The organism is Novosphingobium resinovorum, assembly GCF_001742225.1.
Taxonomy (GTDB): Bacteria; Pseudomonadota; Alphaproteobacteria; order Sphingomonadales; family Sphingomonadaceae; genus Novosphingobium; species Novosphingobium resinovorum_A.
The window spans coordinates 2,104,783-2,130,442 of sequence record NZ_CP017075.1 but is presented as its reverse complement, the minus strand read 5'-3'; the positions used below and the strand labels follow the sequence as shown (position 1 = coordinate 2,130,442).

17 protein-coding genes and 1 riboswitch are annotated in these 25,660 nt (G+C 67.3%); of the genes, 11 read left to right on the top strand and 6 right to left on the bottom strand.

Going from position 1 to position 25,660, the window contains the following annotated elements:
• Nucleotides 1-6: 6 nt before the first annotated feature.
• From BES08_RS09930 to BES08_RS09920, 3 genes are all read right to left on the bottom strand, one after another.
• Entirely contained in the window at nt 7-582 is a 576-nt protein-coding gene (locus BES08_RS09930; RefSeq protein ID WP_069709213.1) for a TMEM165/GDT1 family protein, read from the bottom strand.
• Between the two features lie 6 nt (nt 583-588).
• A riboswitch (yybP-ykoY riboswitch) is annotated at nt 589-788 on the bottom strand.
• 107 nt (nt 789-895) lie between these two features.
• Nucleotides 896-3,598, bottom strand: coding sequence for a TonB-dependent receptor domain-containing protein (locus BES08_RS09925; RefSeq protein WP_069708207.1), 2,703 nt, complete (start codon nt 3,596-3,598; stop codon nt 896-898).
• A 91-nt stretch (nt 3,599-3,689) separates the two neighbouring features.
• Complete coding sequence (locus BES08_RS09920; protein ID WP_069708206.1) at nt 3,690-5,303, bottom strand: beta-helix domain-containing protein; 1,614 nt, start codon at nt 5,301-5,303, stop codon at nt 3,690-3,692.
• A gap of 305 nt (nt 5,304-5,608) precedes the next feature.
• Here BES08_RS09920 and BES08_RS09915 point away from each other — a divergent pair, with 305 nt between their 5' ends.
• The 8 genes from BES08_RS09915 (at nt 5,609) to virB11 (ending at nt 13,658) form a co-directional block, all read left to right on the top strand.
• Nucleotides 5,609-5,986 (top strand): hypothetical protein, encoded by a 378-nt coding sequence (locus BES08_RS09915; protein WP_008830130.1) that lies wholly within the window; start codon nt 5,609-5,611, stop codon nt 5,984-5,986.
• A 278-nt stretch (nt 5,987-6,264) separates the two neighbouring features.
• Nucleotides 6,265-6,609, top strand: coding sequence for a TrbC/VirB2 family type IV secretion system protein (locus tag BES08_RS09910; RefSeq protein ID WP_008831074.1), 345 nt, complete (start codon nt 6,265-6,267; stop codon nt 6,607-6,609).
• Between the two features lie 18 nt (nt 6,610-6,627).
• Nucleotides 6,628-6,909, top strand: a complete 282-nt coding sequence (locus tag BES08_RS09905) for a VirB3 family type IV secretion system protein (protein ID WP_008831075.1) — start codon at nt 6,628-6,630, stop codon at nt 6,907-6,909.
• Nucleotides 6,910-6,940: 31 nt separating this feature from the next.
• Nucleotides 6,941-9,358, top strand: coding sequence for a VirB4 family type IV secretion/conjugal transfer ATPase (locus tag BES08_RS09900; RefSeq protein WP_069708205.1), 2,418 nt, complete (start codon nt 6,941-6,943; stop codon nt 9,356-9,358).
• Nucleotides 9,359-9,363: 5 nt separating this feature from the next.
• The gene (locus BES08_RS09895) at nt 9,364-10,614 is read left to right on the top strand and encodes a TrbL/VirB6 family protein (protein ID WP_008831077.1); all 1,251 of its coding nucleotides are present in this window, start codon (nt 9,364-9,366) and stop codon (nt 10,612-10,614) included.
• Complete coding sequence (locus BES08_RS09890; RefSeq protein ID WP_008831078.1) at nt 10,611-11,498, top strand: TrbG/VirB9 family P-type conjugative transfer protein; 888 nt, start codon at nt 10,611-10,613, stop codon at nt 11,496-11,498. The genes BES08_RS09895 and BES08_RS09890 overlap by 4 nt, the downstream gene beginning before the upstream one ends.
• Before the next feature lie 3 nt (nt 11,499-11,501).
• Nucleotides 11,502-12,602 (top strand): TrbI/VirB10 family protein, encoded by a 1,101-nt coding sequence (locus BES08_RS09885; protein ID WP_069708204.1) that lies wholly within the window; start codon nt 11,502-11,504, stop codon nt 12,600-12,602.
• Between the two features lie 6 nt (nt 12,603-12,608).
• Nucleotides 12,609-13,658 carry a P-type DNA transfer ATPase VirB11 gene (gene virB11 / locus BES08_RS09880; protein ID WP_008831080.1) on the top strand — a complete coding sequence of 350 codons (1,050 nt, stop codon included), beginning with the start codon at nt 12,609-12,611 and terminating at the stop codon, nt 13,656-13,658.
• 144 nt (nt 13,659-13,802) lie between these two features.
• On the opposite strand, the gene BES08_RS09875 is transcribed toward virB11, so the two are convergent.
• Together BES08_RS09875 and BES08_RS09870 are read right to left on the bottom strand one after the other, a co-directional pair.
• Nucleotides 13,803-15,311, bottom strand: coding sequence for a Ppx/GppA phosphatase family protein (locus tag BES08_RS09875; protein ID WP_008831081.1), 1,509 nt, complete (start codon nt 15,309-15,311; stop codon nt 13,803-13,805).
• 191 nt (nt 15,312-15,502) lie between these two features.
• Entirely contained in the window at nt 15,503-17,674 is a 2,172-nt protein-coding gene (locus tag BES08_RS09870) for an RNA degradosome polyphosphate kinase (protein WP_008831082.1), read from the bottom strand.
• A 123-nt stretch (nt 17,675-17,797) separates the two neighbouring features.
• Between BES08_RS09870 and BES08_RS09865 the strand changes: the two genes are divergently transcribed.
• The 3 genes from BES08_RS09865 to BES08_RS09855 all read left to right on the top strand — a co-directional run bounded on the left by BES08_RS09865 (nt 17,798) and on the right by BES08_RS09855 (nt 24,702).
• Nucleotides 17,798-21,166, top strand: a complete 3,369-nt coding sequence (locus tag BES08_RS09865) for a transglutaminase family protein (RefSeq protein ID WP_008831083.1) — start codon at nt 17,798-17,800, stop codon at nt 21,164-21,166.
• A 165-nt stretch (nt 21,167-21,331) separates the two neighbouring features.
• Complete coding sequence (locus BES08_RS09860) at nt 21,332-23,821, top strand: circularly permuted type 2 ATP-grasp protein (RefSeq protein WP_008831084.1); 2,490 nt, start codon at nt 21,332-21,334, stop codon at nt 23,819-23,821.
• A complete protein-coding gene (locus BES08_RS09855) occupies nt 23,821-24,702 on the top strand; it encodes a transglutaminase family protein (protein WP_008831085.1) in 882 nt (293 codons plus the stop codon). The genes BES08_RS09860 and BES08_RS09855 overlap by 1 nt, the downstream gene beginning before the upstream one ends.
• A 227-nt stretch (nt 24,703-24,929) precedes the next feature.
• Here BES08_RS09855 and BES08_RS09850 read toward each other — a convergent pair whose 3' ends face one another.
• Nucleotides 24,930-25,376: a hypothetical protein gene (locus tag BES08_RS09850; RefSeq protein ID WP_008831086.1), complete on the bottom strand. Its 447-nt coding sequence runs from the start codon at nt 25,374-25,376 to the stop codon at nt 24,930-24,932.
• Nucleotides 25,377-25,660 lie beyond the last annotated feature (284 nt).

Below are 25,660 nucleotides of genomic sequence, written 5' to 3'. Positions count from 1 at the left end.
TGCGTTTCAGCCCAGCAGGCCCGCCGTCTGTGCGAGCAGCCACAGGCCGATCACCAGGAACAGCAGCGCCGCCACCGTACGCACGACGTTCAGCGGCACCTTCTTGATGAGGGCATTGCCGAGGAACACCGCCGGCACGTTGGCGATCATCATGCCGATGGTGGTGCCCATCATCACCGGCACCACGCTCTGGAAGCGGGCACCCAGCGCGATCGTGGCGATCTGGGTCTTGTCGCCCATCTCGACCAGGAAGAAGGCGATGGCGGTCGCCAGGAAGGGGCCAAAGCGGCTGGGCTTGGCTTCCTCGTCTTCGTCGAACTTGTCGGGGATCAGCGTCCAGCCAGCCATCAGGATGAAGCTGGCGGCGACGAGGTAGCGGAACCACTGCCCGTCGAGGAAGGCGGCCGCCTGCTCGCCCACGAGGGCGGCGAGGAAGTGGTTGGCGATCGTCGCCACGAAGATGCCCGCCACGATCGGCCAGGGCCGCTTGAAGCGCGTGGCGAGGACGATGGCGAGAAGCTGGGTCTTGTCGCCGATCTCGGCGAGGGCGACCACAGCGGTCGATGCGAGCAGGGCTTCCAAGGTCATGGTACTCCGGGCCGGGCGGAAACGAAACGCAACGACGCATTCGGAATCCGCCCGGCCGAGCGAAACCGCATGCGTCATTGGTCTCGCCCGGACGTTTGGAAACGTCCTCCTGCGCGCCATGGCCTCTCGACCAAGTGTGTTGACGGCAGGTCCCGCAAAATGCGCGGGCGGCTACTCCCCAGATGACGGACCCGCGCTTACCGATGTTCTGCCGTTTTGGGAAGCGCAAAAAGAAAGGCCCGGTCGCTGGGCGACCGGGCCATGAGGTTGCCGTCGGGAGGGCAGGTGCCTCCCCGGAAAAGACGGCTTAGAAAGTGATCGATGCCGAGAGCGAGAACATCCGGCCCACGTCGTAAGTGTTGTAGTTCACCCGCCCATCGTCGAACTGCTGGTATTCGAAGTGGCCGCGACCGGTAAGGTTGCGCCCTTCGGCCTTCAGTTCGATCTGCTTGTCGCCGATCATGATGCCCTGGCGGATCACCACGTCGATGGTGAAGCCGGGATACTCGAAGATGTCGGGCTGGTTCGAATTGGCAAGGCCGCGGCTGACCGCACGCTTGCTCGCGTAGTTGAGCAGGATCGTCTGCTGCGACAGGTTCTGCGTATCCTCAAGGCCGATCTGGACGTTGGCGATGTGCTCCGACTGGCCGGTCAGCGGCGCGCCGTCGCGGAAATAGTCGCTCGCCAGCGAGGCGCCGGTGCCCGCGCCGTAGACGCGTACCGTGTCACTGGCACCGACCTTCAGCTTCGACTTGGTGTAGGTGTAGTTGCCGATCAGGACGAGGCGGCGATCCGTGAAGAACTTGCCCATGCCATCGAGATACACGTACTTCTGCACTTCGGCCTCGGCACCGTAGAGGTCGGCCTTGGGGGCGTTGGCATACGAGGTGATGAACGCCTCAGGCCCGGTCAGGAACGATTCGATCGGTTTGTCGATCCGCTTCCAGAAGGCGCCGAACGCGAAACGCTGCTCCGGTGCGAAGTACCATTCGGCGCGGCCCTCCACGTTGGTCAGCTTGCTGTCGGTGAGGAACGGGTTGCCCTGGTAGGAGCGGTTGGTGTCCGGATCGAAGTACGGTTGATACAGCAGCTCGCGGAACTGCGGGCGCGCGATCGTCTTCGAGGCGTTCAGGCGAACCTGCATGCCGGGCTGGACTTCCCAGGTCAGCGTGCCGCCGGGCAGGAAGTATTCGTTCTTCAGCGCGGTCGGCTGGCTGGCGGTGCCACCGATCGGACGCAGGATGGTGGTTTCCTTTGCCCATTCCCAGCGCACGCCCGCATCGAACGACAGGGTATCGGTGAGCTGGCCGTCGATCTTGCCGTAATAGGCGTGGTTGAGCAGGCGCGAATCGAAGTTCGCCACGCTGGCTCCCGGCTCGCGCAGCTGCAGGCTGTAATCGACGCCGTTGTTGCCGAGGGCCCACATGCCCGGCTGGAGCAGGTAGTCGAGACGCAGCGTGCCGAAGCCGGAGATCAACTCGGGATCCCCGCTCGCAAAGATCGCGAACGAACGGCGCGAATTGGTGCGTGCGTTGAGCTGGTAGGCATAGCCGACCGTACCGGTCCATCCATCGAAGAAACGGTGCGAGACGTCGAGGCCCGCCGACCACACGTTCTCGTTCAGGCGCGAGAACGTGACGTTGGTGGGATCCTGGTTGCCGTTGCCGAGGCGGTTGACGAACATGTCGCCATAAGGATCTGCCGCCGCATTGGTGCGAAGGTACTGGGCCTCGATTTCGAAGGGCGCGAGGCGCTTCGAATTGGCATAACCCACACGCACGTCGATCGAGGTCTTGTCGTCCGGCTTGAACTCGCCGACCAGCTGCGTGTCGATGAGTTGGCGTTCATACCACGCGGTCGTCTGGTCCATGTAGTCGGCGGTGCGGTTGTTGTTGCGCTTGCCGATGCTCAGGCTGGAATGCTTGTCGGTGTCGTGGATATAGACGTTGGTCCAGCGGATCTGGTTCTCGTCCCATTCCAGGCCGACGGTGACGAGCGCGTTGGCGACGATGCGGTTGTCCGTGTTGACCGCATTGCCGTCTTCCCAGAGCTGTTCCGGGTTGGCGGTGGTGCCCTGCGCGCGCTGGCGCAGGATCGCCTTGGTCTGGGTCGAGTTGGAGTAACCGCCGGTGGCGATGACGCCCAATGTCGCGCCGCCCAGGTCGAACGACGTGCCGGCCGAAAGGCTCGCCGAGAAGTTCGGCTGGGTCTTGTCGATCCGCTGCAGCACCGCGTTACGGCTGGTGACGAGCGATCCGCCCAGTTCCTGCGCCTGCGTGCTGCCCGGGTTGATGACCGTACCGCTGTTGAAATAGTCCTGTAGCGCCGACGGGATCGAGCGGTTGCCGTTGTCGTAGCCCGTCCAGTCGGTCTTGCTGCCGTAATAGCCGTAGGAGAGCTTGTTGGTGCTCTCGGTGTCCCAGGTAACGCCGCCGCCGATCTGGAGGAAACTTTCGGTCGGGATCGCTTTGGTCGTCAGGTTGATGACGCCGCCGCCGAATTCCCCGGGGAAGTTCACCGAATAGCTCTTCTGCACCAGCGAGGATGCGACGATGCTGGTCGGGAACAGGTCGAGCGGGACCACGCGCTTGAGCGGCTCGGGGCTGGGCAGCGGCGAACCGTTGAGCAGCGCCAGCGAATAGCGGTCGCCGAGGCCGCGCACGTAGACGTAGCCGTTGCCGACCACCGAGAGGCCGGTGACGCGGCCGAGGGCGCCGGCGATGTCGCCTTCGCCGGTGCGGGCGATCTGCTCGCTCGACAGCACCGAGATGACCTGCGGCGCGGTGCGCTCGATGTTGCGGTTGCGCTGGCCGGTGACGATGATGGCGCCGCCCGGGATCGAGACGTCAGGCGCTTCCTCGCCACCGGACGCGTTTTCGTCGCCGATTGCCGGCGCTTCGGGGCTGGCGTTGCCAGTGGTGGTGGGTGCGCTCTCCTGAGCGGCGGCGATCGAAGGCGCCAGCATCGCGGTGGAGAGCAGCAGCAGCGAAATCAGCCGCGGCTTGGTCATTGGATGTCCCCCTGGAACAAGTATCGGATACGTAAGAAAGGGGCGGCCTGAATGGACCGCCCCCCCTTTCGTTATGCAGCGGGCGGTCGGATCAGGTGGTGGGCAGCGCCGTGCAGGCCTGGCCCGAGCCGAACGGCGCGGTAGCCGTGTCGCAGGTCCAGCCCTTGTACCAGACATCCGCGGCGTCCTTGACGGCGCCGATGTAGGTCACCTGGTCGAAGAACGAGGACAGCGCCTTGAGGCCGGTGTACCCGGCGACACCGCTTTCCGCCGAACCGTTGACGAAGGTGTTCGTTAGCGTCGAGGTGAAGGCGTCGTTGTTGAGGTTGCTGCCCGAACCGAAGACGGCAGCCGCCGAGGTCGCGTTGTACGAACCGCCGCCGATGTACTTGGGCGTGCCACAGGTCATGACCGTGCTGTACGCCTTGAGCGTGGCCGGGGTCGTGCCGGTGCCCTGAAGGCTGAGGCACTCGTTGTTCGGCGTATTGATGATGCCGTTGACCCAGGTGATGTCCGAGTTGCCGCGGATCAGCGTAGAAGCCTTGTCGCTGCCTTCGTTGTTCGAACTGGTCACCGGCTGGATCGCGGTGAAGTTGGCGACGATGGTCTTCTGGCGGGGGGTTTCCTCTTCCTTGCCGCCCGTGTCGATTTCCATCAGCGCGTCGCCCTGGCCGCTCTTCTGCAGCAGGAGCACGTACTGGAAGTAGCCTTCGAGGCCCGTGTCGATGTCGAGGCTGTCGTCGTCGGCGTTGACGGCGATGTAGTGCTTGAACTGCACCTTGCCGCCGAAGAACTCCATGCCGTCGTCCGAGCTGTTCACCGACTGGACGTAGTCCAGCGTGGTGCCGCTGCCGATGCCTTCGGTGGTCAGGGCCTGAAGTTCCTTGCCATCGCTCAGCAGGTAGCCCGAATAGCGGATCTGGACATACTTCATGATGCCGGCGTTGTACGTGTTGTCGATACCGCCGAAGACGGCCTTGGCAACAGCACCTTCGGTGTCGCGCTCGCACGTGTGCGATGCGAGCGAGGCATTGGTCGCGCCGTAGTTGCAGTCGGTCACGACGCCGCGGCCGAGCAGCACGATGCCGCCCCACTTGCCGTTCGTGGATTCACTGGCCGTGCCGACGACGTTCTCGCGCGCGGTGAAGATGATCGGCTTGTCGGCGGTGCCTTCGGCATTGATCTTGTTGCCGCGGTTGACCGCGATCCAGGCGGCCTCGGACGTGTTTTCGCCGTAAAGGATGACACCCGGATCGATGGTCAGGGTGACGTTGGTGTCGGCCGTGAGCGAGCGGCTGGCGCAGGTCGCGGTGGTGGTGGTGAAGGGAGCCGCAGCGGTCGGCGCCTTGAAACCGCCGTCGCAACCGACATCGACGCGGCCGTTGATGCGGTAGAGCACGCCGGCGAGCTTGGGCAGGCTGGTGCTCTTGTCGATCAGCGCGGGCAGGGTGCAGATGCGCCAGGTGCCCTCGGGTCCGGGGAGCACGCCGCCATTCGTGAGGCCGCCGGTAGCCGCGATGGTCGGGCAGCTGTCCGCAGCGACCACGGTGCCGGTGCCCGGCGTCGGGGTGGGTGCCGGCGTGGGGGTCGGATTCGGATTGACGACCACGCCGCCGTTGCCGGGCGAGGCGATGTCGTCGGCGCCGCAGCCGGCGAGAGCGAGAGCGCTGCAGCCCATGAGCAGCAGACCGGAAATTTTCTTCACGATGAATCCCCCGTGTTCAGGTCGAACAGATCGAACGGGGGCGATCACGATTCCGCCCCTCGCTGACCGAGGCGTCTAGGCTTCACGGGTGACGCTTTGTTGGCATTACGATGACAGTAATATGCACTTATACGACGGTAATACGACGTTGCGTATTAGCCGCAGTTAGCTGCGATTGAGTCGACTCAGGGTAAGGCGATCACAGGTTGATTGCATTTTTATGACACTAACGTCATTTTCTTGATGGGCAGCGGATTTGGGCGGACGATGGACGCATACCGACATAGTTCACGGGAGAAATCGCCATGTCCCTTACCGCCCTCGCCACCGCCGTCCTCCTGGGCCAGTCCGCGTTTTCACTCGCCGTGGAAACGCCCGCGCCGCCGCAGGCGCACGATGTCGCCTACACCGAGCTTGCTTCGGGGCGCACGCAGGAGGCCATCAGCAAGCTCGAAGCGGGCGGCGCGGCCAAATCCGATGATCCGGCCACGCTGATCAACCTGGGCGCCGCCTATGCCCGCGCCGGTGCGAGTGCCAAGGCCCTTTCCGCCTATCGCGCCGCCGTATCCACGCCGGTGCGCTACGATCTCGAACTGGCTGACGGCAGCTGGGTCGATTCCCGTTTCGCGGCGCGGCGCGCGCTCAGCGGCATGCTGGCGGCGAACCGGATGGCTTCGCGCTGAGGTCTTCTTTTCGATGGGGATGAGGGGCGTTCCGAGAGGGGCGCCCCTTTTCTGCGAGGCTTGCCCTGTCCAATTTTTCCCGAGTGCTTGATCCGCTCCCCTTCGAGGTCGCGGCAGCCACGACGGCGCGCATATAAACAAAGCCAAGCGCCGCGTGGATGCCTCTGAAATAAAACCGTCATCCGTTCATCATCTGCGACGAGATTTACGATCCGTTCGCAGCACTGTCGTCACACACCTGTCATCCTGCTAGCGCACTGCGCGCTCATACGGAGGGTATGGTGATTCGATACGCACATCTTCGCAGCCGTTTCGCGCGCTGCTTCTACGCAGTTTCAGCCGTGGTCGCGGCCCAGCTTTCGCCTTCGCTGGCCCATGCTCAGGCCGTTGCGGCCGATCCTGCCGGTTCCGGCCCCATCGTCGCGGCACTCGGCTGGCTGCAGGGCACGCTGCTCGGCAACGTGGCGACCGCGGTTGCCGTCATGGCGGTGGCGGCCGTCGGTTTCATGATGCTGACCGGCCGGATGAACTGGCGCTTCGGCGCGACCGTGATCATCGGCGTGTTCATCCTGTTCGGCGCGGGTGCGATCGTGACCGGCATCCAGTCGGCGGCAGTGGGCTGAGCCCATGAGCCCGATCCTATGACTTTGGCCCGCTATCCGGTTCACCGCGCGCTGACTCGCCCGCAGATGTTCGCGGGCGTGACTTACAGCTTTTTCATTATCAATTTCGCCGTGGTGACCGAGATATTCCTCATCACCAAGAGCTTCTGGACGCTGCCGGTCATGCTGGTGATCCACGGCATCGGCTATCTCGCGTGCCTGCGCGAGCCGCGGGTGTTCGATCTGTGGATCGCCAAGGTCAGCAAGTGCCCGCGCGTCGCCAATTGGCAGCGCTGGGGCTGCAACAGCTACGCGCCGTAAGCGACTGCGCGCGCGGGGGACGACAGTTTTTATGGCCAAGAGCTTCAAATCGCCGTTGAAGGGCTGGGGAGCCAAGGAAGTGCTCGCCGGCGACCGCCTGCCTTACGCCGGGCTCGTGGACGATAACGTCGTGCGCCTGCGCGACGGCTCGGTCATGCTCTCGCTCATGGTGCCCGGCCTCGCGTTCGAGACTGCCGACAGCGACGAACTCAACGCCCATGTCGCCACGCGCGAGGTGCTGCTGCGCTCATCGCTCGATGCGCGCTTCGTGCTCTATCACCACGTCATCCGCCGCCGCGTCGAGATCGAGATGGCGGCGCAGTTCGACGATCCGCTCGCCGCGCATATCGACGCGCGCTGGCGGGCGCGCACGGGTTCGGGCGCGCTGTTCGTCAACGACCAGTTCATTACCCTGGTGCGCCGTCCGGCGCGCGGCAAGGCGGGCTGGGCGGACAAGCTCAGCCGCTTCATGAGGAACAAGGGTTCGGAAAACGCCGAGGTCGATCCTGGCGACGTTCGAGCGCTCAAGGCCGCTGCATCGGCGATGGTCGCCTCGCTTGGCGCCTATGGAGCGCGCCTGCTGGGCGACTACGACGCGCCTGCGGGCCGCTGCTCGGAAGTGCTCGAACTGCTTTCCGCGCTCTACAACGGCGAGATGCGCCCGGTGCGTCGTCCCTCGGACGAGACCGACATCGGCCACATGCTGCCTTACCGCCGCGTGAGCTTCGGCATGGACGCGCTGGAACTGCGTGGCGCGACCGGCGGCACCTTCGGCTCGATCGTGAGCCTCAAGGACTACCCCGATTCGACTGCGCCGGGCCTCACCGACGCACTGCTGCGCCTGCCTTGCGAACTGGTGCTGACCGAAACATACGCTCCTGCCGACCGGCAGATCGCGCGCGAACGCATCGACCTCTCGATCCGCCGCCTGCGCAGCGCCGACGAGGAAGCCGTGGCCGAGCGCCGCGAAATGTCCGCCGCGCGCGATGCGCTGGGCACCGGCTCGGTCGGTTTCGGCGATCATCACCTCTCGGTTCTGGTCCGCGCCGATTCGCTCGATGCGCTGGACGAGGTTACCGCGATGTGTGCCGCCTCGCTGGCCGACGCGGGCGCCGTCGCGGTGCGCGAGGAAGTGAACCTCGAACCCGCGTTCTGGGGTCAGCTTCCCGGCAACGAGAGCTTCATCGTGCGCCGCGCGCTGATCTCCAGCGCCAACATGGCCTGCTTCGGCAGCCTGCACGGTTTCGCGATGGGACAGGCGAGCGGCAATCACTGGGGCGACGCGGTCACGCTGCTGTCCACCACCAGCGCTACGCCGTTCTTCTTCAACTTCCATCAGGGCGACCTCGGTAACTTCACCGTCATCGGTCCGTCGGGTTCGGGTAAAACGGTCGTCATGAACTTCCTCGCCGCGCAGGCGCAGAAGTTCGGCCCTCGCACCATCCTGTTCGACAAGGATCGCGGCGCCGAGGTGTTCCTGCGCGGCATCGGCGGCACCTACAGCCGCGTCGCGGCGGGTCATCCGACCGGCTTCAACCCGCTCGCGCTGCCTGACACCGCCCACAACCGCGCCTTCCTGCGCGACTGGCTCGGCGTTCTGCTCGCAGCCAAGGGACCGGAAGAACTCTCGACGATCGCCAGTGCGGTCGACGCGGCCTATCACAACGATCCGTCGCTGCGCCGCCTCTCGCACTTCCGCGAATTGCTGGCGGGCGCGCGCCGTCCGGAGCCGGGCGACCTCGCCTCGCGCCTCGACGCCTGGCTGCAGGGCGGCGAGCATGGCTGGCTGTTCGACAACCAGCACGACCGCCTCGACCTGAGCCAGCGCGTGCTCGGCTTCGACATGACCGCGCTGCTGGAAAGCCCGCGCCTGCGCACGCCGGTCATGATGTACCTGTTCCATCGCATCGACGAGCGCCTCGACGGCGAGCCGACGATGATCCTGATCGACGAGGGCTGGAAGGCGCTCGACGACGAGGTCTTCGCCGCGCGCATCCGCGACTGGCTCAAGACGCTGCGCAAGCGCAACGCGCTGGTCGGCTTCGCGACCCAGTCGGCGCGCGACGCGCTGGATTCGAAGATCGCCACCGCCCTTGTCGAGCAGACCGCGACGATGGTGTTCATGCCCAATTCGCGTGCGCGGGCCGAGGATTACTGCGAGGGCTTCGGCCTGTCACAGCACGAACTCGACGTCATCCGCACGCTGCCCGCGCATTCGCGCTGTTTCCTGATCCGCCAGTCGGATTCTTCGGTGGTGGTGCGCCTCGACCTTTCGGGCATGCCCGAGGTGCTCACCGTCCTGTCGGGCCGCGAGAGCACCGTGCGCAAGCTCGACACCCTGCGCGAACGCTACGGCGATGCGCCGGAAAGCTGGTATCCGGTGCTCACCGGCATGCAGTGGCCGGGGGAACTGGACGAAGACGCGCCCTGGACGGCGGCGGCGGAGTAAGCCTCATGGCGAACGCCTGCGAACAGCTCACCGAATACGCATCCGCCGGGGTCGCCCCTGCGCTGCGCGCGGTCGATTGCGTGGCGAACGAGATGGCGGCGGGCGCCTTCGGGCGGCTGTTCGGGGCAGGGGGCGCGATGGCCCCGGTGCTTACGATCGTCCTGACGCTCTACATCGCGTTCTTCGCGTTCTCGCTGCTGACCGGGCGTTCCAGCCTCGGCATCTCGGCGCTGAGCCCGCGCATGCTGCGGCTCGGCGTGGTGCTGACCTTCGCGACGAGCTGGGTTGCCTATCAGGGCGTCGTCTGGAACCTCGCGATCGGCGGGCCGGACTGGATCGCCGGCATGCTGATGGGCGCCAAGGGCTCGGCGACGCAGCTGTTCGGCGACCGCATCGACATCGTCTTCTCCGCGATCAACCAGATTTCCGAAGCGACCTCGCAAGGCGCGCAGGCGGCCAAGGAGGGCGGCGAAGCTGCTGGCGGAGCCGCAGGCGCGGCCATCGCCGCCAAGGGCGCGGGCGGGCTGTTCACGCCCGAAAGCGTCATGTGGATGGGCGCGCTGTTGCTGCTGCTCGGCACCGTGGGCGTGCTGCTCACGGCGCGCATCGCGCTGGCGGTGCTGCTCGCGCTCGGGCCGATCTTCGTGGTCATGGCGCTGTTCGGCGGCACGCGCGGCCTCACCGCGGGCTGGCTGCGCGGCGTCGTGCTGACCGCGATCACGCCGCTCTTCGTGGTGCTCGGCGGCGGTATCACGCTGGAACTGCTGGTGCCGATCATCTCGGGCCTGGTCGAAAGCGCCAATGCGGGCGAGATCGACGGGCGCGGTGCGATGGCGTTCTTCCTCGTCGCCTCGGTCCACGTCGCGCTGATGGTCATGGTGGTGAAGGTCGCCGCGACGATGGTGACCGGCTGGCAGGTCTTCGGCCTCGGCGCTTCCGAGCGTGATCGCGACGCGCCGCAGGGCCACGCCGCTGCTCCGGCCCCGGCCGCCGCGCCCGCATCCTCTGTATCCGCCTACCAGAGCCGCACCTCGACCGTATCTGCCGCTGCCGCGGCGGCGGCGGGTGCTTCGGTGACGGGTGGCGAGAGTGCAGCACGTTCAAGCGACCGGCGAACCGTGGTAACCCAAGTCGTGGGCGGGGGAATCGAACCTCTGCGTCAGGGCGATTCGGCCACGCGCGCCAAGGGGATCGGCAGCCGGTTCCGCAGTGCCTCGAACGACACCGGCAAGTTGCCGAAGGAGAAGACACGATGACCCGCGCAACGCTGCGCAAGACCGTCCTTGCGGGCAGCCTGATGGCGCTCGCGCTGGCGGCTCCCGCCCGGGCGGACGACCGCCTGCTCGCCCACGCCTACAGCGAGAGCGAAGTCGTGCGCATCGACGGCAAGGCCGGCGTGCAGGCGACCATCGCCTTCGGCGAGGGCGAGGCGATCGAGAACGTCGCGGTCGGCGATTCGCAGGCTTGGCAGATCACGCCGAACAAGCGCGCCGACCTGCTCTTCGTGAAGCCGCTCGAAGCCACCGCGCGCACCAACATGACGGTGGTGACCAACCGCCACACCTATTTCTTCGACCTCGTCGCCTCGACCAAGGCGAAGCCGCTCTACATGCTGCGCTTCACTTACAAGGATGAGCCCAAGCCGCAGGCCGCGCCTGCCGCCGCAGGGCTGGATGCATCCGAGGCCGGGCTGGCGCTGGGCGATCCTTCCGCCGTGCCCGCCGATCCGGCTGCGCTGAACTTCGCGTGGAAGCGCGTCGGGTCGGAAAAGCTGCTGCCCTCGCGCATCTATGACGACGGCCAGTCGACCTACCTGCTGTGGCCCGAACAGACTTCGGTTCCCGCGATCCTCGTAACCAACGAGAAGGGTGACGAAGGCCCGGTGAACTATGCGGTGCGGGGCGCGACGATCGTGATCGACGAAGTGCCGAACACGCTGATCCTGCGTTCGGGCAAGACCAAGGCGGAACTGGTGAACACGCTGCCGCTCGCCTCGCGTCCGGCCAAGCCCCTGAGCCAGCCTGCGCCGGTTGCACCAGCAGCGGTGCCGACTGTCGCGGCGAATTCACCTGCACCGCAAGCTGCGCCGACTGTCGCTCCCACTGCACCCGCCACTGCACCCACGTCACAGGGAAACTGATCCATGGCGCCGAATTCCTCGTCCAACTCGGCCTTTCCTGAGCGCTTTTCCGGCGATGCGGCTACCGACCCGCGTGAGGGCGAAGGTGCGCAGGTCATCGATCTGGCGACGCGCAACGTCCTGCCGCAAGTCACCCAGCGCAAGAAGGCCGACGGCCTCGGCCTTGCCGCCGGTGTGCTGATCGTGGCGGCGCTCGGCGGCCTGACGCTGTGGTCGATGGATTCGGCCCGCAACGGCACTGCCGACCTCAAGCCCGCCGCACCCGCGCCGCAGCCCGCAGCGCCCGTCGCCGTCCCCGCGGCCGTGGCGCCTGCCGTTCCGGCCCCGATGCCCGCGCCGCTCCCGGCCCCTGCGCCCGCACCGGTGCTGGCCGCCGCGCCGGGGACCGAGATCGCACCTCAGGCCAACCGCTTCGCCAGCCCGACCGTCGTGTTCGACGCGGGCACCGGCGCCGCCGTGCCCGTCGCGGGTGTTGCCGGAGAAGTCGCCAAGGCAGGCGGCGGGACCGCCAACGACGACTTCGCTGCGCGCATCGGCGGCCCCGGCTCGACCGCTTCGGCCGCACGCTCGTTCGATCCGGCCACCACGGTCACGCAGGGCACGCTGATCCCCGCCGTGCTGGAAACCGCGATCGACACCGACGTCCCCGGCTATGTGCGCGCCATCGTCTCGACCGACGTGCGCAGCTTCGACGGCAAGCGCGTGCTCGTCCCGCGCTCCTCGCGCCTGATCGGCCAGTACAAAAGCGGGCTGACGGCGGGCCAGAAGCGCGCCTACGTGATCTGGAGCCGCCTGATCCGTCCGGACGGCGTCTCGGTGAACCTCGGCTCGCCCGCGATCGCGTTCGGCGGCGAGACCGGCCTGCCGGGCAAGGTCAACACGCACTTCTTCGAACGCTTCGGCTCGGCCATGCTGCTCTCGGTAGTCGGCGGGCTGACGACGCTGGCGTCGAGCGGTTCCAACGTCGTCATCGGCGGCGGCACTTCGGCGGCCTCGGCGGCGGTGCAGAGCGGGTCGAGCATCGGCCCGACCATCCGCGTGCGCCAGGGCGAGCCGATCCGCGTGTTCACCGCCAAGGACCTGGACTTCAGCGCGGTTCAGTGAGCGATCATGGCCGAAGTCCTCACCTTGCAGCCTGCTGCTGCGCATGCGTCCGTGACTGTGGCGCCCATGGCTGACACGCCCATCCATGCGGAGCCGCGCAGCGTCTATCTCGACGCCTACCTCGCGCCGCTGCGCCCGTGGCTCGACAAGGAGACGGTGACCGAAATCCTCGTCAACCGCCCCGGCGAGATCTGGGTGGAAGACGCGGCGCTGTCCGGCATGCAGTGCATCGCGCTGCCGCAGATGGACAATCGCCTGCTGCAGCGTCTCGCCGAGCAGGTCGCGCGGATCAGCCACCAGGGCATCAACCGCGAGCATCCGCTGCTCTCGGCGACGCTTCCGGCTTATGGCGGGCACTCAGGCGCGCGTATCCAGCTGGTCGGGCCGCCCGCCACGCGCGCGAACTGGGCGCTGGCGATCCGTCGGCATCGATTGCTGGAACTGCCGCTCGATGCCTACGATCGCGGCCCGATCCCGCCGCATATCGAGGAACCCGCGCCCGACGCCATGCTGGAGCCGATCGCCTTCCTGCGCGACGCGATCCGGCGGCGTCGGACGATCCTGATCTCGGGCGGCACTTCGACCGGCAAGACCACGTTCCTCAATGCGATGCTGTCCGAAATCCCGGAGCATGAGCGCGTGGTGCTGGTCGAGGATACCGCCGAACTGCGCCTGCCGGGCGCGAACGGCGTCGGCCTCATCGCCGTGAAGGGCGAACTGGGCGAGGCCAAGGTCTCGGCCAACGACCTCCTGCAAGCGGCGCTGCGCCTGCGTCCCGACCGCATCGTGCTGGGCGAACTGCGCGGCACCGAGACGGTCAGCTTCCTGCGCGCCATCAACACGGGCCACCCGGGTTCGTTCTCGACCGTCCACGCGAACACTCCGCGCGGTGCGCTGGAGCAGATCGCGCTGATGTCGATGCAGACCGGTATCGGCCTGACCCGCGCGGAGACGCTGGAATATGCGTCCTCGGTGATCGACATCGTGGTGCAGCTCGACCGCAGCGGCGGCAAGCGCGGCATCTCGGCGATCGCGGAGAGCAAGACGCTGGTGTGATGCGCTTGTTGGGTTTCGTTGATGGGGCTTCGACAAGCTCAGGCTGAGCGGGTTTGAGAGCGGGTCTTTAAATCCCGCTCAGGCTGAGCCTGTTGAGGCCCCACCAACGCGCAACGAGGTTTCCGGATCAAGCCGGGATCAACATCACGCCTCGATCGCGGACCCTTGTGCGTCCTGCACCCGGCATCCCAGTCTTAGCCAGTCGGCCAGCGCTTTCAGGTCCTTGCCGTTGCCCGCGCCGTAGAGCGGCCGCACGGCGTCCTGCACGGTCAGCACCAGCGTGCCCTGCTCCACGGCCAGCGAGGTCGCGGCAAGACCGCCCGCAACGCCGCCGGTCAGGCGTCGGCACAGGCGCACCGCGAGGCCCCAGCCAATCGCGCGGCGCAAGTCCTCGTCGCTGGCCAGCTTGGTGAACTGCGGCGGCACCTCGGTCTCGCCGGAGTTCGCAAAGACGGTCATCGCCATCATGCCGCGCCCGCGCATGTCGAGGCCGATCCAGCGCTTGCGCAGGGCCCAGGTAAGCGCTTCCTCGGTGCGCATGTTCGGTTCGGTGCGCATCGCGGCGAGGGCGAGCAGGCTGGCGGCCTTGCGCAAGTCGGCGTCGGTCCGGGCCTGCGTGCAGGCGGGGGCGGTCCATTCGGCGATGCGCACGGCGTCGTCGGCGCTGACGCGGGCGGTCTGCGCGAAATCGGCGACGCTGGCCAGCATCGGGCTTTCCTGACGGATGCTCTCGGGAAGCTGCATGTGCAGCAGCCCTTCGCGCAGGCCCCAGGACGAGAAGATCAGGCGTGAGGGATGCAGTTGCCCGACCATCTGCGCCATCAGCGCGGCGGCGTCGGGCAGTGTGGCAAGGCGCGAGGCAGAGATGCGCGGATCGGGGTTCTCGAGCTTGCCCTTGGCGAACTGCCGGGCGAGATGCATCGCCTCGGACGGGGCGAGTTCGAAGCCATGCGGATCGTCCACCGGCCAGTCGAGCACGCGCATCGCCTGCAGCGCCAGCGCGCGCCACGAACCGCCGACGATGTAGAGCGGTATCCCGCGGCCGCCGTGGTGACCATTGACGCCCCAGCCCCGCGCGGAAAGGCCGTCGCGCACGGCAGCGGCGAACTTCTGCTGGCCCAGCGCGCGCAGGTCCGGCAGGCGCAAGGTGCCGAAGGGAAGGGTGATCCCGCCCGGAGCGATGCCGCCGGGAACCGCCGCGTCGATCTCCACCAGTTCGAGGCTGCCACCGCCGAGGTCGGCCGCGATGCCGCGCGCGCCCGGGAAGGCGGCGATGACGCCGGTGGCGCTGGCGCGGGCTTCCTCCTCGCCAGAAAGCAGGCGGGGAGAGAGACCGAAGCCGCGCACGGCCTCAAGGAATGCAGGTCCGTTGGAGGCATCGCGCGCGGCGGCGGTGGCGACGCATTCGACGTCGTCCACCCCCTGCAGCCGCAGCAGCGTGGCGAATCGCGCCAGCGCGGCGAGGGCCGTGCGCATCGACTTCTCGCCGATCGCGCCGGTGCGGCCGAGGTCCTTGCCGAGCCGGGCGTTGACCTTCTCGTTGAGCACGACGACCGGCGAACGCGGCGGCCCGTTGTAGACGACGAGGCGTACCGTGTTCGATCCGATGTCGATGATGGCGCGCCGGGCGCTGGACTGGCTGATGCCGATCATTCTGGTCAATACTTACCACAAGGGCCCAAGGTTGCGATGCGCTCTTTAGAGCGGCGCTGACGCAAGGTGAAGTGTGAGGGGTCACATTTGTCCCCTCTCTCGTCATCTTTGCGCGGGAATGTGAACCTGTCGTTCGTCATTGCGAGCGCGGCTTCGCTGCGCTCGCAATGACGAAGGGGCTGGGCATCGTGTCAGATGTTGCCACGCCTCAGCGACAGCTTCGGCACCTTTCGTCCACTGTCGAGTGCTGCGCCGCGTCCGGAAAGCGACGGGTTGGTCATGAAATAGCGGTGGAGATTGAAGGGGTTCTCCACTTCGCCGACGCGGTCGTAGGAACCGTCCGGCGCCAGATCCCAAGACTGTTCGGAGTCCAGCAGGTTCGCCAGCATGACCTGGTCGAGCACCTGGTCGTGCACCGTCTTATTGCGGATCGGCAGCAGCACTTCGACGCGGCGGTCGAGGTTGCGGCTCATGCCGTCGGCCGAGGTGATGAACAGCTTGGCGCGGCGGTTTGGCAGGTAGGCGCCGTTGGCGAAAGCCCAGATGCGCGCGTGTTCGAGGAAGCGGCCGATGATCGACTTGACCGCGATGTTCTCCGACAGGCCCGGCACGCCCGGACGCAGGCAGCAGATGCCGCGCACGACGAGGTCGATGTCCACGCCCGCCCGGCTGGCGGCATAGAGGCGGTCGATCAGGTCGGGGTCGGTCAGCGAGTTCAGCTTGGCCCAGATCGCCGCGGGCTTGCCGGCTTCGGCATTGGCGATCTCGGCGTCGATGCAGTCGTTGAGGGTCGAGCGCAGTGAGATCGGGGAGATCGAGAGCATTTCGAGGCTCTTGGGCTCGACGTAGCCGGTGATGAAGTTGAACAGGCGCACCACGTCGCGTCCCGCCGCCGGTTCGGCGGTGAAGTACGACAGGTCGGTATACACGCGCGCGGTGATCGGGTGGTAGTTGCCGGTGCCGAAGTGGCAGTAGGTCCGGTACGAACCGTTCTCGCGCCGCACCACCGCCGAAACCTTGGCGTGGGTCTTCCAGTCGACGAAGCCGTAGATCACCTGGACGCCCGCGCGTTCGAGCTGGCTGGCCCAGAGGAGGTTCTGTTCCTCGTCGAAGCGGGCTTTCAGTTCGACCACGGCGGTCACCGACTTGCCCTGCTCGGCCGCCTGGATCAGCGCCGAGATGATCGCCGACTGCTTGCCCGCGCGGTAGAGCGTCTGCTTGATCGCCACCACGTCCGGGTCGAGCGCGGCCTGGCGCAGGAAGTCGATGACGACCTCGAAGCTCTCGTAAGGATGCTGGACGACGATGTCCTTCTCGCGGATCGCCGCGAAGATGTCGCCGTCATGTTCCAGGATGCGCTCGGGGTAGCGCGGGGTGTAGGGCTCGAACTTCAGCTCGGGCCGGTCCTCGTCGCAGATCGCCGACAGGCCCGAGAAGCCGATGATGCCGTCGGTCTTCATGATGAGGGCCTTGTCGAGGCCCAGCTGCGTGCGCAGGATTTCCTCGGCGGCCGGGTCGAACTTGCCCTGCAGTTGCAGCACGATGACGAGGCCGCGGCGGCGGCGCTGGATCGCGGTGCGGAAGTAGCGCACGAGGTCCTCGGCGTCTTCCTCGACCTCGAGGTCGCTGTCGCGCAGGATGCGGAACACGCCGTGGCCGTTGAAGCGGAAGCCGGGGAACAGCTCCTCGGTGTTGCGGCAGATCAGGTCCTCGATCGAGATCCAGGATGCCTCGGCGCCCGGAATGCGCACGAAGCGCGGCAGCGGCGAGGGGATCAGCACCATCTCCATCACCGACGCCTCGTCCGCCTCGCGCGTCAGCGAGAACAGTACGCCGATGCCCTGGTTGGCGACGAAGGGGAAGGGGTGCGCCGGGTCGATCGCCTGCGGGGTGATCACCGGCATGACCTGTTCGATGAAGTATTCGCGCAGCCACTTCTCGCGCTCGCGGTCGAGCTTGTCATCCTCGCCGACGACGGTGATGCCTGCTTCGCCGAGCTGGGTCTTGAGGGTGGACCAGGTTTCCTGCTGGATTCGCTCCAGCTCCATCACTTTTTCGTGCGTGACCGCGATCGCCTGCGACGGGGTGAGGCCGTCCATCGAGATTTCCTCGATCTGGCGGCGCACCTGCGCGTGGAAGCCGGCGACGCGCACCATCAGGAACTCGTCGATGTTGTTGCCCGAGATCGACAGGAAGCGCAGCCGCTCCAGCAGCGGATAGTTCGGGTTGCAGGCCTCGGCCAGCACGCGCTCGTTGAAGGCGAGCCAGCTCAGTTCGCGGTTGAAGTAGCGCGAAGGCAGGGTGGCGAGGTCTTCGGTTTCCTCCACGTCCTGCGCGGGTTCGTTGGCGGTCAGCATGTCCATGGTATTCACGAGAAGCCCTTTCGCACGCAAGAATGACACAAGTGCGACGGTGTGGGGAAGGTTTTACGCCCACTGTTGAACAATCGTTGCAGTGCAGCATTGAATCGCGCACACTCCGTTTCGATGATCAAGGCAGCCCTGCACCATCTCACCCGCTACCGCTATTCGCGGCGCATCCGTCTCGGCCCCCAGGTCATCCGGCTTCGCCCGGCGCCGCACAGTCGGACGGAGGTGCCCAACTACTCGCTGAAGATCAGCCCGCCCGAGCATTTCCTGAACTGGCAGCAGGACCCGCACGGCAACTGGCTGGCGCGCGTGGTGTTTCCCGATCCGGTCGATCATTTCTCCATCGAGGTCGATTTGCTGGCGGAACTTGCCGTCATCAACCCGTTCGACTTCTTCGTGGAGCCGGAGGCGGAGGAATATCCCTTCGCTTATTCGGAAGGCATGAAAGCGGACCTTTCCGCCTATTTCGAGGTCGAGGAGCAGGGCCCGCTGTTCGAGGCGCTGGTCGCCCAGCATGCCGACTACGAAGGCCGCACGGTCGATTTCCTCGTCGACATCAACAGCCGCCTGCAGCAGCGCATCGACTACGTGATCCGCATGGAGCAGGGCGTGATGACGCCCGAGGAGACGCTGAAGGTCGGCATCGGATCGTGCCGCGATTCGGCGTGGCTACTGGTGCAGCTGCTGCGGCGCCTCGGCTTCGCGGCGCGGTTCGTGTCCGGCTATTCGATCCAGCTGGTCGCCGACGTGCTGCCCAAGGAAGGGCCGGTCGGCGTGCTGGAGGACGTCACTGACCTCCACGCCTGGGCCGAGGCTTATGTGCCCGGCGCGGGCTGGATCGCGCTCGACGCCACGTCCGGCATGTTCGCGGGCGAGGGGCACATTCCGCTTTGCGCCGCGCCGCATTACCGCTCCGCCACCCCGATCGAGGGCATGGCCGAGCCCGCCGAAGTCGATTTCGACTTCAAGATGAACGTCAGCCGCATCGCCGAAGCGGTGCGCATCACCAAGCCTTTCACCGACGAGCGCTGGGACGGCCTGCTGGCGCTGGGCGACAAGGTGGACGCGGACCTCACCGCCTGGGGCGTAAACCTGACGATGGGCGGCGAGCCGACCTTCATCGCCGCCACCGACTTCGAGGCGCCGGAGTGGAACAGCGCCGCGGTCGGCCCGACCAAGGCTGCCTATGCAGACAAGCTGATCCGCCTGCTGCGCGCGAAGTTCGCGCCGGGATCGCTGCTCCACCACGGGCAGGGCAAGTGGTATCCCGGAGAGACGCTGCCGCGCTGGGGCTACTCGATCTACTGGCGCAAGGACGGCGTGCCGATCTGGCATGACGACAGCCTGATCGCAGGGGAGAAGCCGCTGGAGAAGGGCGGCGATCCCGATCCGGTGCCCACCATCGACGTGCTCGCCGCCGCCAACCTGCTGGCCGGAGCGGCGCAGGGGCTGGGGCTGGAGCGCGGCTACGTCCAGCCGGTGTTCGAGGATCGCGGCGTCTGGATGCTGCGCGAGGACGAACTGCCGGTGAACACCACGCCGCTCGACCCTGCGATCGAGGACGAGGAACTGGCCCGCCGCTTCCGCCGCACGTATCGGCGAGGGGTGGAGCAGCCGGTCGGCGTCGTACTGCCGGTGCAGCGCTGGAACGCGAAGGATAAGTCCACGCCGCGCTGGAAGAGCGAATACTGGCGCGTGCGCAAGGGCGTGCTGACGGCGGTTCCGGGCGATTCCGCGCTGGGTTATCGCCTGCCGCTGGGCTCGCTGCCCTATGTGGCGCCGGCCGACTTTCCCTACATTCACCCGCGCGACACGGCAGAGCCGCGCCAACCCCTCGCCGATTTCCGTCTCCAGGCGATCGAGCGCGGCAATCAGGGGCGCGAGGTCGGCACGGCGCAGCGTTCCCAGGCGGTGCCCGAGCCGCACAGCTTTACCGGTCCGGCGGTCGATCAGGACATCATCGAGGGCGCCGTGCGCACGGCCGTCACGGTCGAGCCTCGCGGCGATTACCTGGCCGTGTTCATTCCCCCGGTTGAGGCGCTGGAGGACTACCTCGAACTCGTCGCCGCGATCGAGGCGGTGGCCGAGGTGCAGAAGCTGCCGATCCGGATCGAGGGCTATGCGCCGCCGCCGGACCCGCGCCTGATGGTGCTCAAGGTCACGCCCGATCCCGGCGTCATCGAAGTCAACATCCATCCTTCCGCCAGCTGGCGCGAGACGGTGGAGATCACCGAGACGCTCTACGACTGCGCGCGCGAGATCGGGTTGACCGCCGACAAGTTCATGGTCGACGGCCGCTCGATCGGCACCGGCGGCGGCAATCACATCGTGCTGGGCGGGCCGACCTTGCTCGACAGCCCGTTCATCCGCCGCCCGGACCTGCTCAAGAGCTTCGTCACCTACTGGCAGCGGCATCCCTCGCTCAGCTACCTGTTCTCCGGCCTGTTCATCGGCCCGACGAGCCAGGCGCCGCGCATCGACGAGGCGCGGCACGACGCGCTCTACGAGCTGGAAATCGCGCTCTCGCAGGTGCCCGGTCCGCACATGCAGCAGCCCGCGCCGTGGGTGGTGGACCGCCTGTTCCGCAACCTTCTGGTGGACGTGACCGGCAACACCCACCGCACCGAGATCTGCATCGACAAGCTGTTCTCGCCCGATGGCCCGACCGGCCGCCTCGGCCTCGTCGAGTTCCGGGGCTTCGAGATGCCGCCCGAGGGCCGCATGTCCTGCGCCCAGCAGCTGCTTCTGCGCGCGCTGACGGCGTGGTTCTGGCGCGAGCCGGTGGAAGGGCCGCTGGTGCGCTGGGGCACGCAGCTGCATGACCGCTTCATGCTCGGCCATTACGTCTGGGCCGATTTCCTCGACGTGCTGGATGACCTGCGCCGTGCGGGTTACGACTTCGACCCGTCGTGGTTCGAGGCGCAGCGCATGTTCCGCTTCCCGGTCCACGGCGAGGTCGAGGGCGGCGGCGTCAACCTCGAGATCAGCCACGCGCTCGAACCGTGGAACGTGCTGGGCGAAACCGGCGCGATCGGCGGCACCGTGCGCTACGTGGACAGCTCCACCGAGCGCCTGCAGGTCAAGGCGACAGGGCTTGTCGAAGGCCGTCACGTCATCACCTGCAACGGCCGCCGCGTGCCGCTGACCAAGGTGGCGCACGGCGAAGGCGTGGGCGGCGTGCGCTACAAGGCGTGGTGGCCGTCGGAGAGCATGCATCCGATGCTGCCGCCGCATGCGCCGCTGACCTTCGACATCTACGACTTGTGGAACGGCCGCTCGCTGGGTGGCTGCGTCTATCAGGTCGCGCATCCGGGCGGGCGCAGCTACGACACGGTGCCGGTCAACGACTACGAGGCCGAGGCCCGGCGCAAGGCGCGGTTCCAGGATCACGGCCACTCTCCGGGGCCGCTGCCGGTGCCTGCGGAGGAGCTGCCGAGTGAATTTCCCTACACTCTCGACCTCAGGCGGCCCTCGCGGCTAATGTAGGGGCATGTTCGAGGGGTGCAGCGCGCATAGATCATTCGTCGTCCCGGACTTGATCCGGGACCGCTGGCTGTCTTTAGGCAGGTGCCATCGGCAAGGCGCCTCGATGCCAAGCGGGTTGGTCACGGCCAGCGGTCCCGGATCAAGTCCGGGACGACGAGGTTTGCCATGGTGACCCGTCCTGCTTCCGGCCCCGATCTCGCCCCGACCGCGAGCTGGCTTGACGGCTATGCCGCCGAAGCCTCGCGCGGGGACCTGTTCGGCGATGCCAGCCGTCCGGTCGCCGACGTGTGGCGCAAGGTTGCGGCCGGGCTCGCCGCGGCGACCGATGGCGACCCTTCGGCGCTGCAGGACGCCACCGCGCGCCATGCCGCCGACCTCGGGCTCGCCTTCCGTCTGACCGGGGACGAGGACGAGCGCTCATGGCCGCTCAACGCGATGCCGCTGATCGTCGGCGCGCAGGAGTGGAGCCAGGTCGAACGCGGCCTGATCCAGCGCGCCGAGCTGATGGAAGCGATCGCCACCGACATCTATGGCGAGCAGAAGCTGGTGGCGGACGGCCATCTTCCCGCCGCCGTCGTCGCCGGCAGCCCGTTCTTCGCGCGGCGCATGATCGGGCGCACGCCTCATGAGGGCCGCTTCATCCACGTCTACGCCGCCGACCTCGCACGCGGGCCGCGTGGGCAGTGGCGGGTGCTGCAGGACCGGGTGCGCGTGGCCGGCGGGATCGGCTATGCGCTGGAGAACCGCCTCGCGATGTCGCGCGCGATCGGCAACCTGCTGGCCGATGCCCATGCGCGGCGCCTGTCGGAGTTCTTCTCGGGCATGGTAGAGGGCATGGCCGCCGCCTGCCGCCGCGAGAACCCGCGCATCGCGCTGATGACGCCCGGCCGCTTCAACCAGACTTATGCCGAGCAGGCGCACCTCGCCCGCTACCTCGGCCTGCCGCTGGTCGAGGGGCGCGACCTCACCGTGCTCGACGAAAAGCTCTACGTCGGGACCATTGCCGGGCCCAAGCGCGTGGACGCGGTGTGGCGCTGGATCGATACCACCGCGCTCGATCCGCTGTCGTTCGACGCGAAATCGCAGCTGGGCGTGCCCAACCTGTTCGGGGCGTGGGCGGGCGGCGGCGTCGAGATGGTCAACTGGCCGGGCGTCGAAGTACTCGAATCCGCAGCCTTCGCGGCCTTCATGCCGCGCCTGTGCCGCACCCTGCTGGGCGAGGCGCCGATCTTGCCCAACGTCGCGACATGGTGGTGCGGGCAGGCGGTGGAAAGCTCCACCGTTGCCGCGCGGCTTGAGGAACTGGCGCTGGTTCCCGCATTTGGGCAGCCGGTGGAGGCGCTGGCGAACCGCAATCCGATCGCCGGGGCCGGGCTCGACGGCAAGTCCCGCGTCGCGCTGATCGACGCGCTGTGGCGCCGCCCCATGGACTATTGCGGGCAGGAGATCGTCCACCTTTCCACCACGCCCGCGATCATCGACGGGCAGATCGTGCCGCGCCCCTTCACCGTCCGCGCCTTCGTAGCGCGCACGGCCGAGGGCGGCTGGACGGTCATGCCCGGCGGCTTCGCGCGCCTGTCTTCCAGCACCGCGCTGCCGACCTCGCTAATGGGCGACGGCGACTTGTCGGCGGACTTGTGGGTGGTGGACGACAAGCCCGCCGCCGCCCACCTCGGCAGCCGGGTGGCCGGAGAGCCGCCGATCTCGCGAGGGGGCGGCATCCTCGCCAGCCAGGCGGCGGACAACCTGTTCTGGTTCGGCCGCTACAACGAGCGCGCCGAGGCGATGGTGCGGGTGGTGCGCGCGATCCTCGCCAACCCGGCGGACAGCGACGGCAACGTCGATGCCGAAGGCGCCGCGCTGCCGCGCCTCGCCGCGCTCCTGGTCGAAGGCGGAGCGATCGAGGCGGCGACGGCGAAGCTCCCGATCGCGAAGATCTGCGCCCGCGCGCTTACCGAGACGCGGCTGGCCGGCGGCGTCGCCACGCTCATGCGCCGCCGCCAGCAGGTCGGCATGGCCCTGCGCGAGCGGTTCGCCCGCGATTTCTGGCGCATCGTCAGCCGCCCCATGCCCTCGATCAACGTCGAGCGCCCGCAGTCGATGCTGTCGAGCGCGCGCTGGCTGACCGAGCATTTCAGCGCCCTCGCGGGGCTGATCTCGGAGAACATGGTGCGCTCGGCCGCGTGGCGCTTTCTCGAGATCGGGCAGCGGCTGGAGCGCGCGCAGGCGATCTGCCGCACCGCGCGGCAATTGACGAAGGCGGGCGACGTCACATCGCTAGGCCTCCTGCTCGACTTGTGCGACAGCCAGATCATCTATCGCAGCCGCTACCTCACCGGGCCGTCGCTCAACCCCGTGCGCGATCTCGTGCTGCTCGACCCCGACAACCCGCGCGCGCTGGTGTTCCAGGTGGCGCAAGTCGTCGCGCACCTTTCGGCGCTGCCGTCCTCCCGCGACGACAATATCCCCGAGCCCCCCTTGCGCGCCGCCCGCGCGCTGCTGGGCGAACTGCAGGCGCTGCTGGCGACCGACATGACGCCCGAGCGGCTGGCGGCGATGGAAGCGCAGTTGCTGGCGCTGTCGGATGCGATCTCGCTGCGCTACTTCCTGCAGCTGGACAACGAGGACGCCGAACGCAGGACCCCGCTGCTCTGATGCGCTATTCCGTAAGCCATATCACCACGCTCAAGTACGCGCAGGCGGTCAGCATGGCGCAGTTCAACGTGCGTCTGAAGCCCGCCCCCTGGAACGGGCAAGTGGTGAGCGACTACAAGCTGACGCTCGATCCCTCGCCTGCGCAAGTGGTGGAGGGGCAGGGCGGCTACCACGTCAACGAGGCGCGCTTCGCGCTGCGCGAGGTGACTTCGCAGGTCCAGATCGAGAGCCGCTTCACGGTGGAAGTCGAGCCGCTGCCGTTCTTCGTCGAGGATGCCGCCGGGCCGGGTCTTGCCGAACTGCGCGAGCGGGCGATGAAGAAGCCCGACCTCTCCGATCTTGCGCCCGCGTCGTACATCTTCGCCTCGCCGATCGCGCAGCCGCAGCACGAAATCGGGCGGTGGGCGGGGTCGCTGCTCAATGAGGCGATGCCGGTGATGGAGGCCGGGCGGGCGCTGATGTCGGCGATCCACGGCGAATTCACCTTCGATGCGGACGCGACCGAGACCGACACGCCGCCGATCGAGGCGTTCAACCGGCGTCACGGGGTCTGCCAGGACTTCAGCCACATCATGATCATCGCCGCGCGCGCGCACGGCATCCCGGCGGCCTACGTCAGCGGCTACTTGCGCACGCTGCCGCCGCCGGGGCAGGAGCGGCTGGTCGGCGCCGACGCCATGCACGCCTGGGTCAACTTGTGGTGCGGCGAGGAACTGGGCTGGGTCGGTTTCGATCCCACCAACGACAAGCTGGCGGACACCGACCACATCTTCCTCGGCATGGGCCGCGACTATTCGGACGTGGCGCCGCTCGACGGCCGATTCCGGGGCGCGGGGACGCAGGCGATGTACGCTTCGGTGGATGTCGCGCCGCTGGATTGAGGTTTGGCCGCAAGGAAGGCCCACCCCCGGCCTCTCCCGCAAGCGGGAGGAGAACAAGGCCCCCTCCCGCTTGCGGGAGGGGCAGCGAGACTTGGCAGCTTGCTGCCTAGTCGCAGCGGGGTGGGCGCGGTCGCGCACCCATTCGCGCAAGAGTGAAGCCGGACCGCGTCAGCGCCTATCTAGCACGGGCCGACTTCACTCTTGCGCGAATGGGTCAGTGGCTGATTTCAGTGGCTGCGGCCGGGATTGGCGACGGGCTCGCCGGGAAAGATCCCCGCGATGGCGAGCGCCGCGCCGATCTTCGACAGCGTTTCGAGCATGTCGCCCACGCTCTCCTCGGTCACCACCAGGTCCAGCGTCTCGCGAGTCGCGGTGGGGCCGCGGTCGCGCAGCGAGGTGATCAGTTCGAGAATCACCGCCTCGTGCTCCGACACATGGCTGCAGCCCATCGGGCAGAACGCCAGCGTATCGAGTGCGTCGCGGTTGAGCAGCACCATGGCGCGGTGGAACGGCTGCAAGCCCCCGATCATGCGCCAGCGCGCGAAAGCCGGGGCGAGAAGCTGCGCCGGGCACCGCTTGTGGCCGATCGCGGTGACCCACGCCCGCATGGACCAGACGAGGAACCGGCAGCCTTCGTCGAGGCTGCTGAGCGGGCGGTCGACGTACTTGTACATGGCGGGTCTCCTTTTAGGGCTTGCACATGCGAATGATTATCATTAGCTAGTGTTGCGCGGCTTGCTCCTCTCGTCAAGCCTGCACCAAGCCCGGAGAAACGCTTGTCATGGGGCGTTTCTCCCATCCTGTGACCTTGGCCGGGGCGGCTCCTTGCCTTGCCCGCCCCGGCCGTCTTTTCTTCAGGGTCACGGAGACGGCGAAAGGCCGCCAATTTCGCCAACATCGGCCAAATGTCGGTCGGATTATCGCCCAAATGCCGTCATCCCAGCGAAGGCTGGGACCG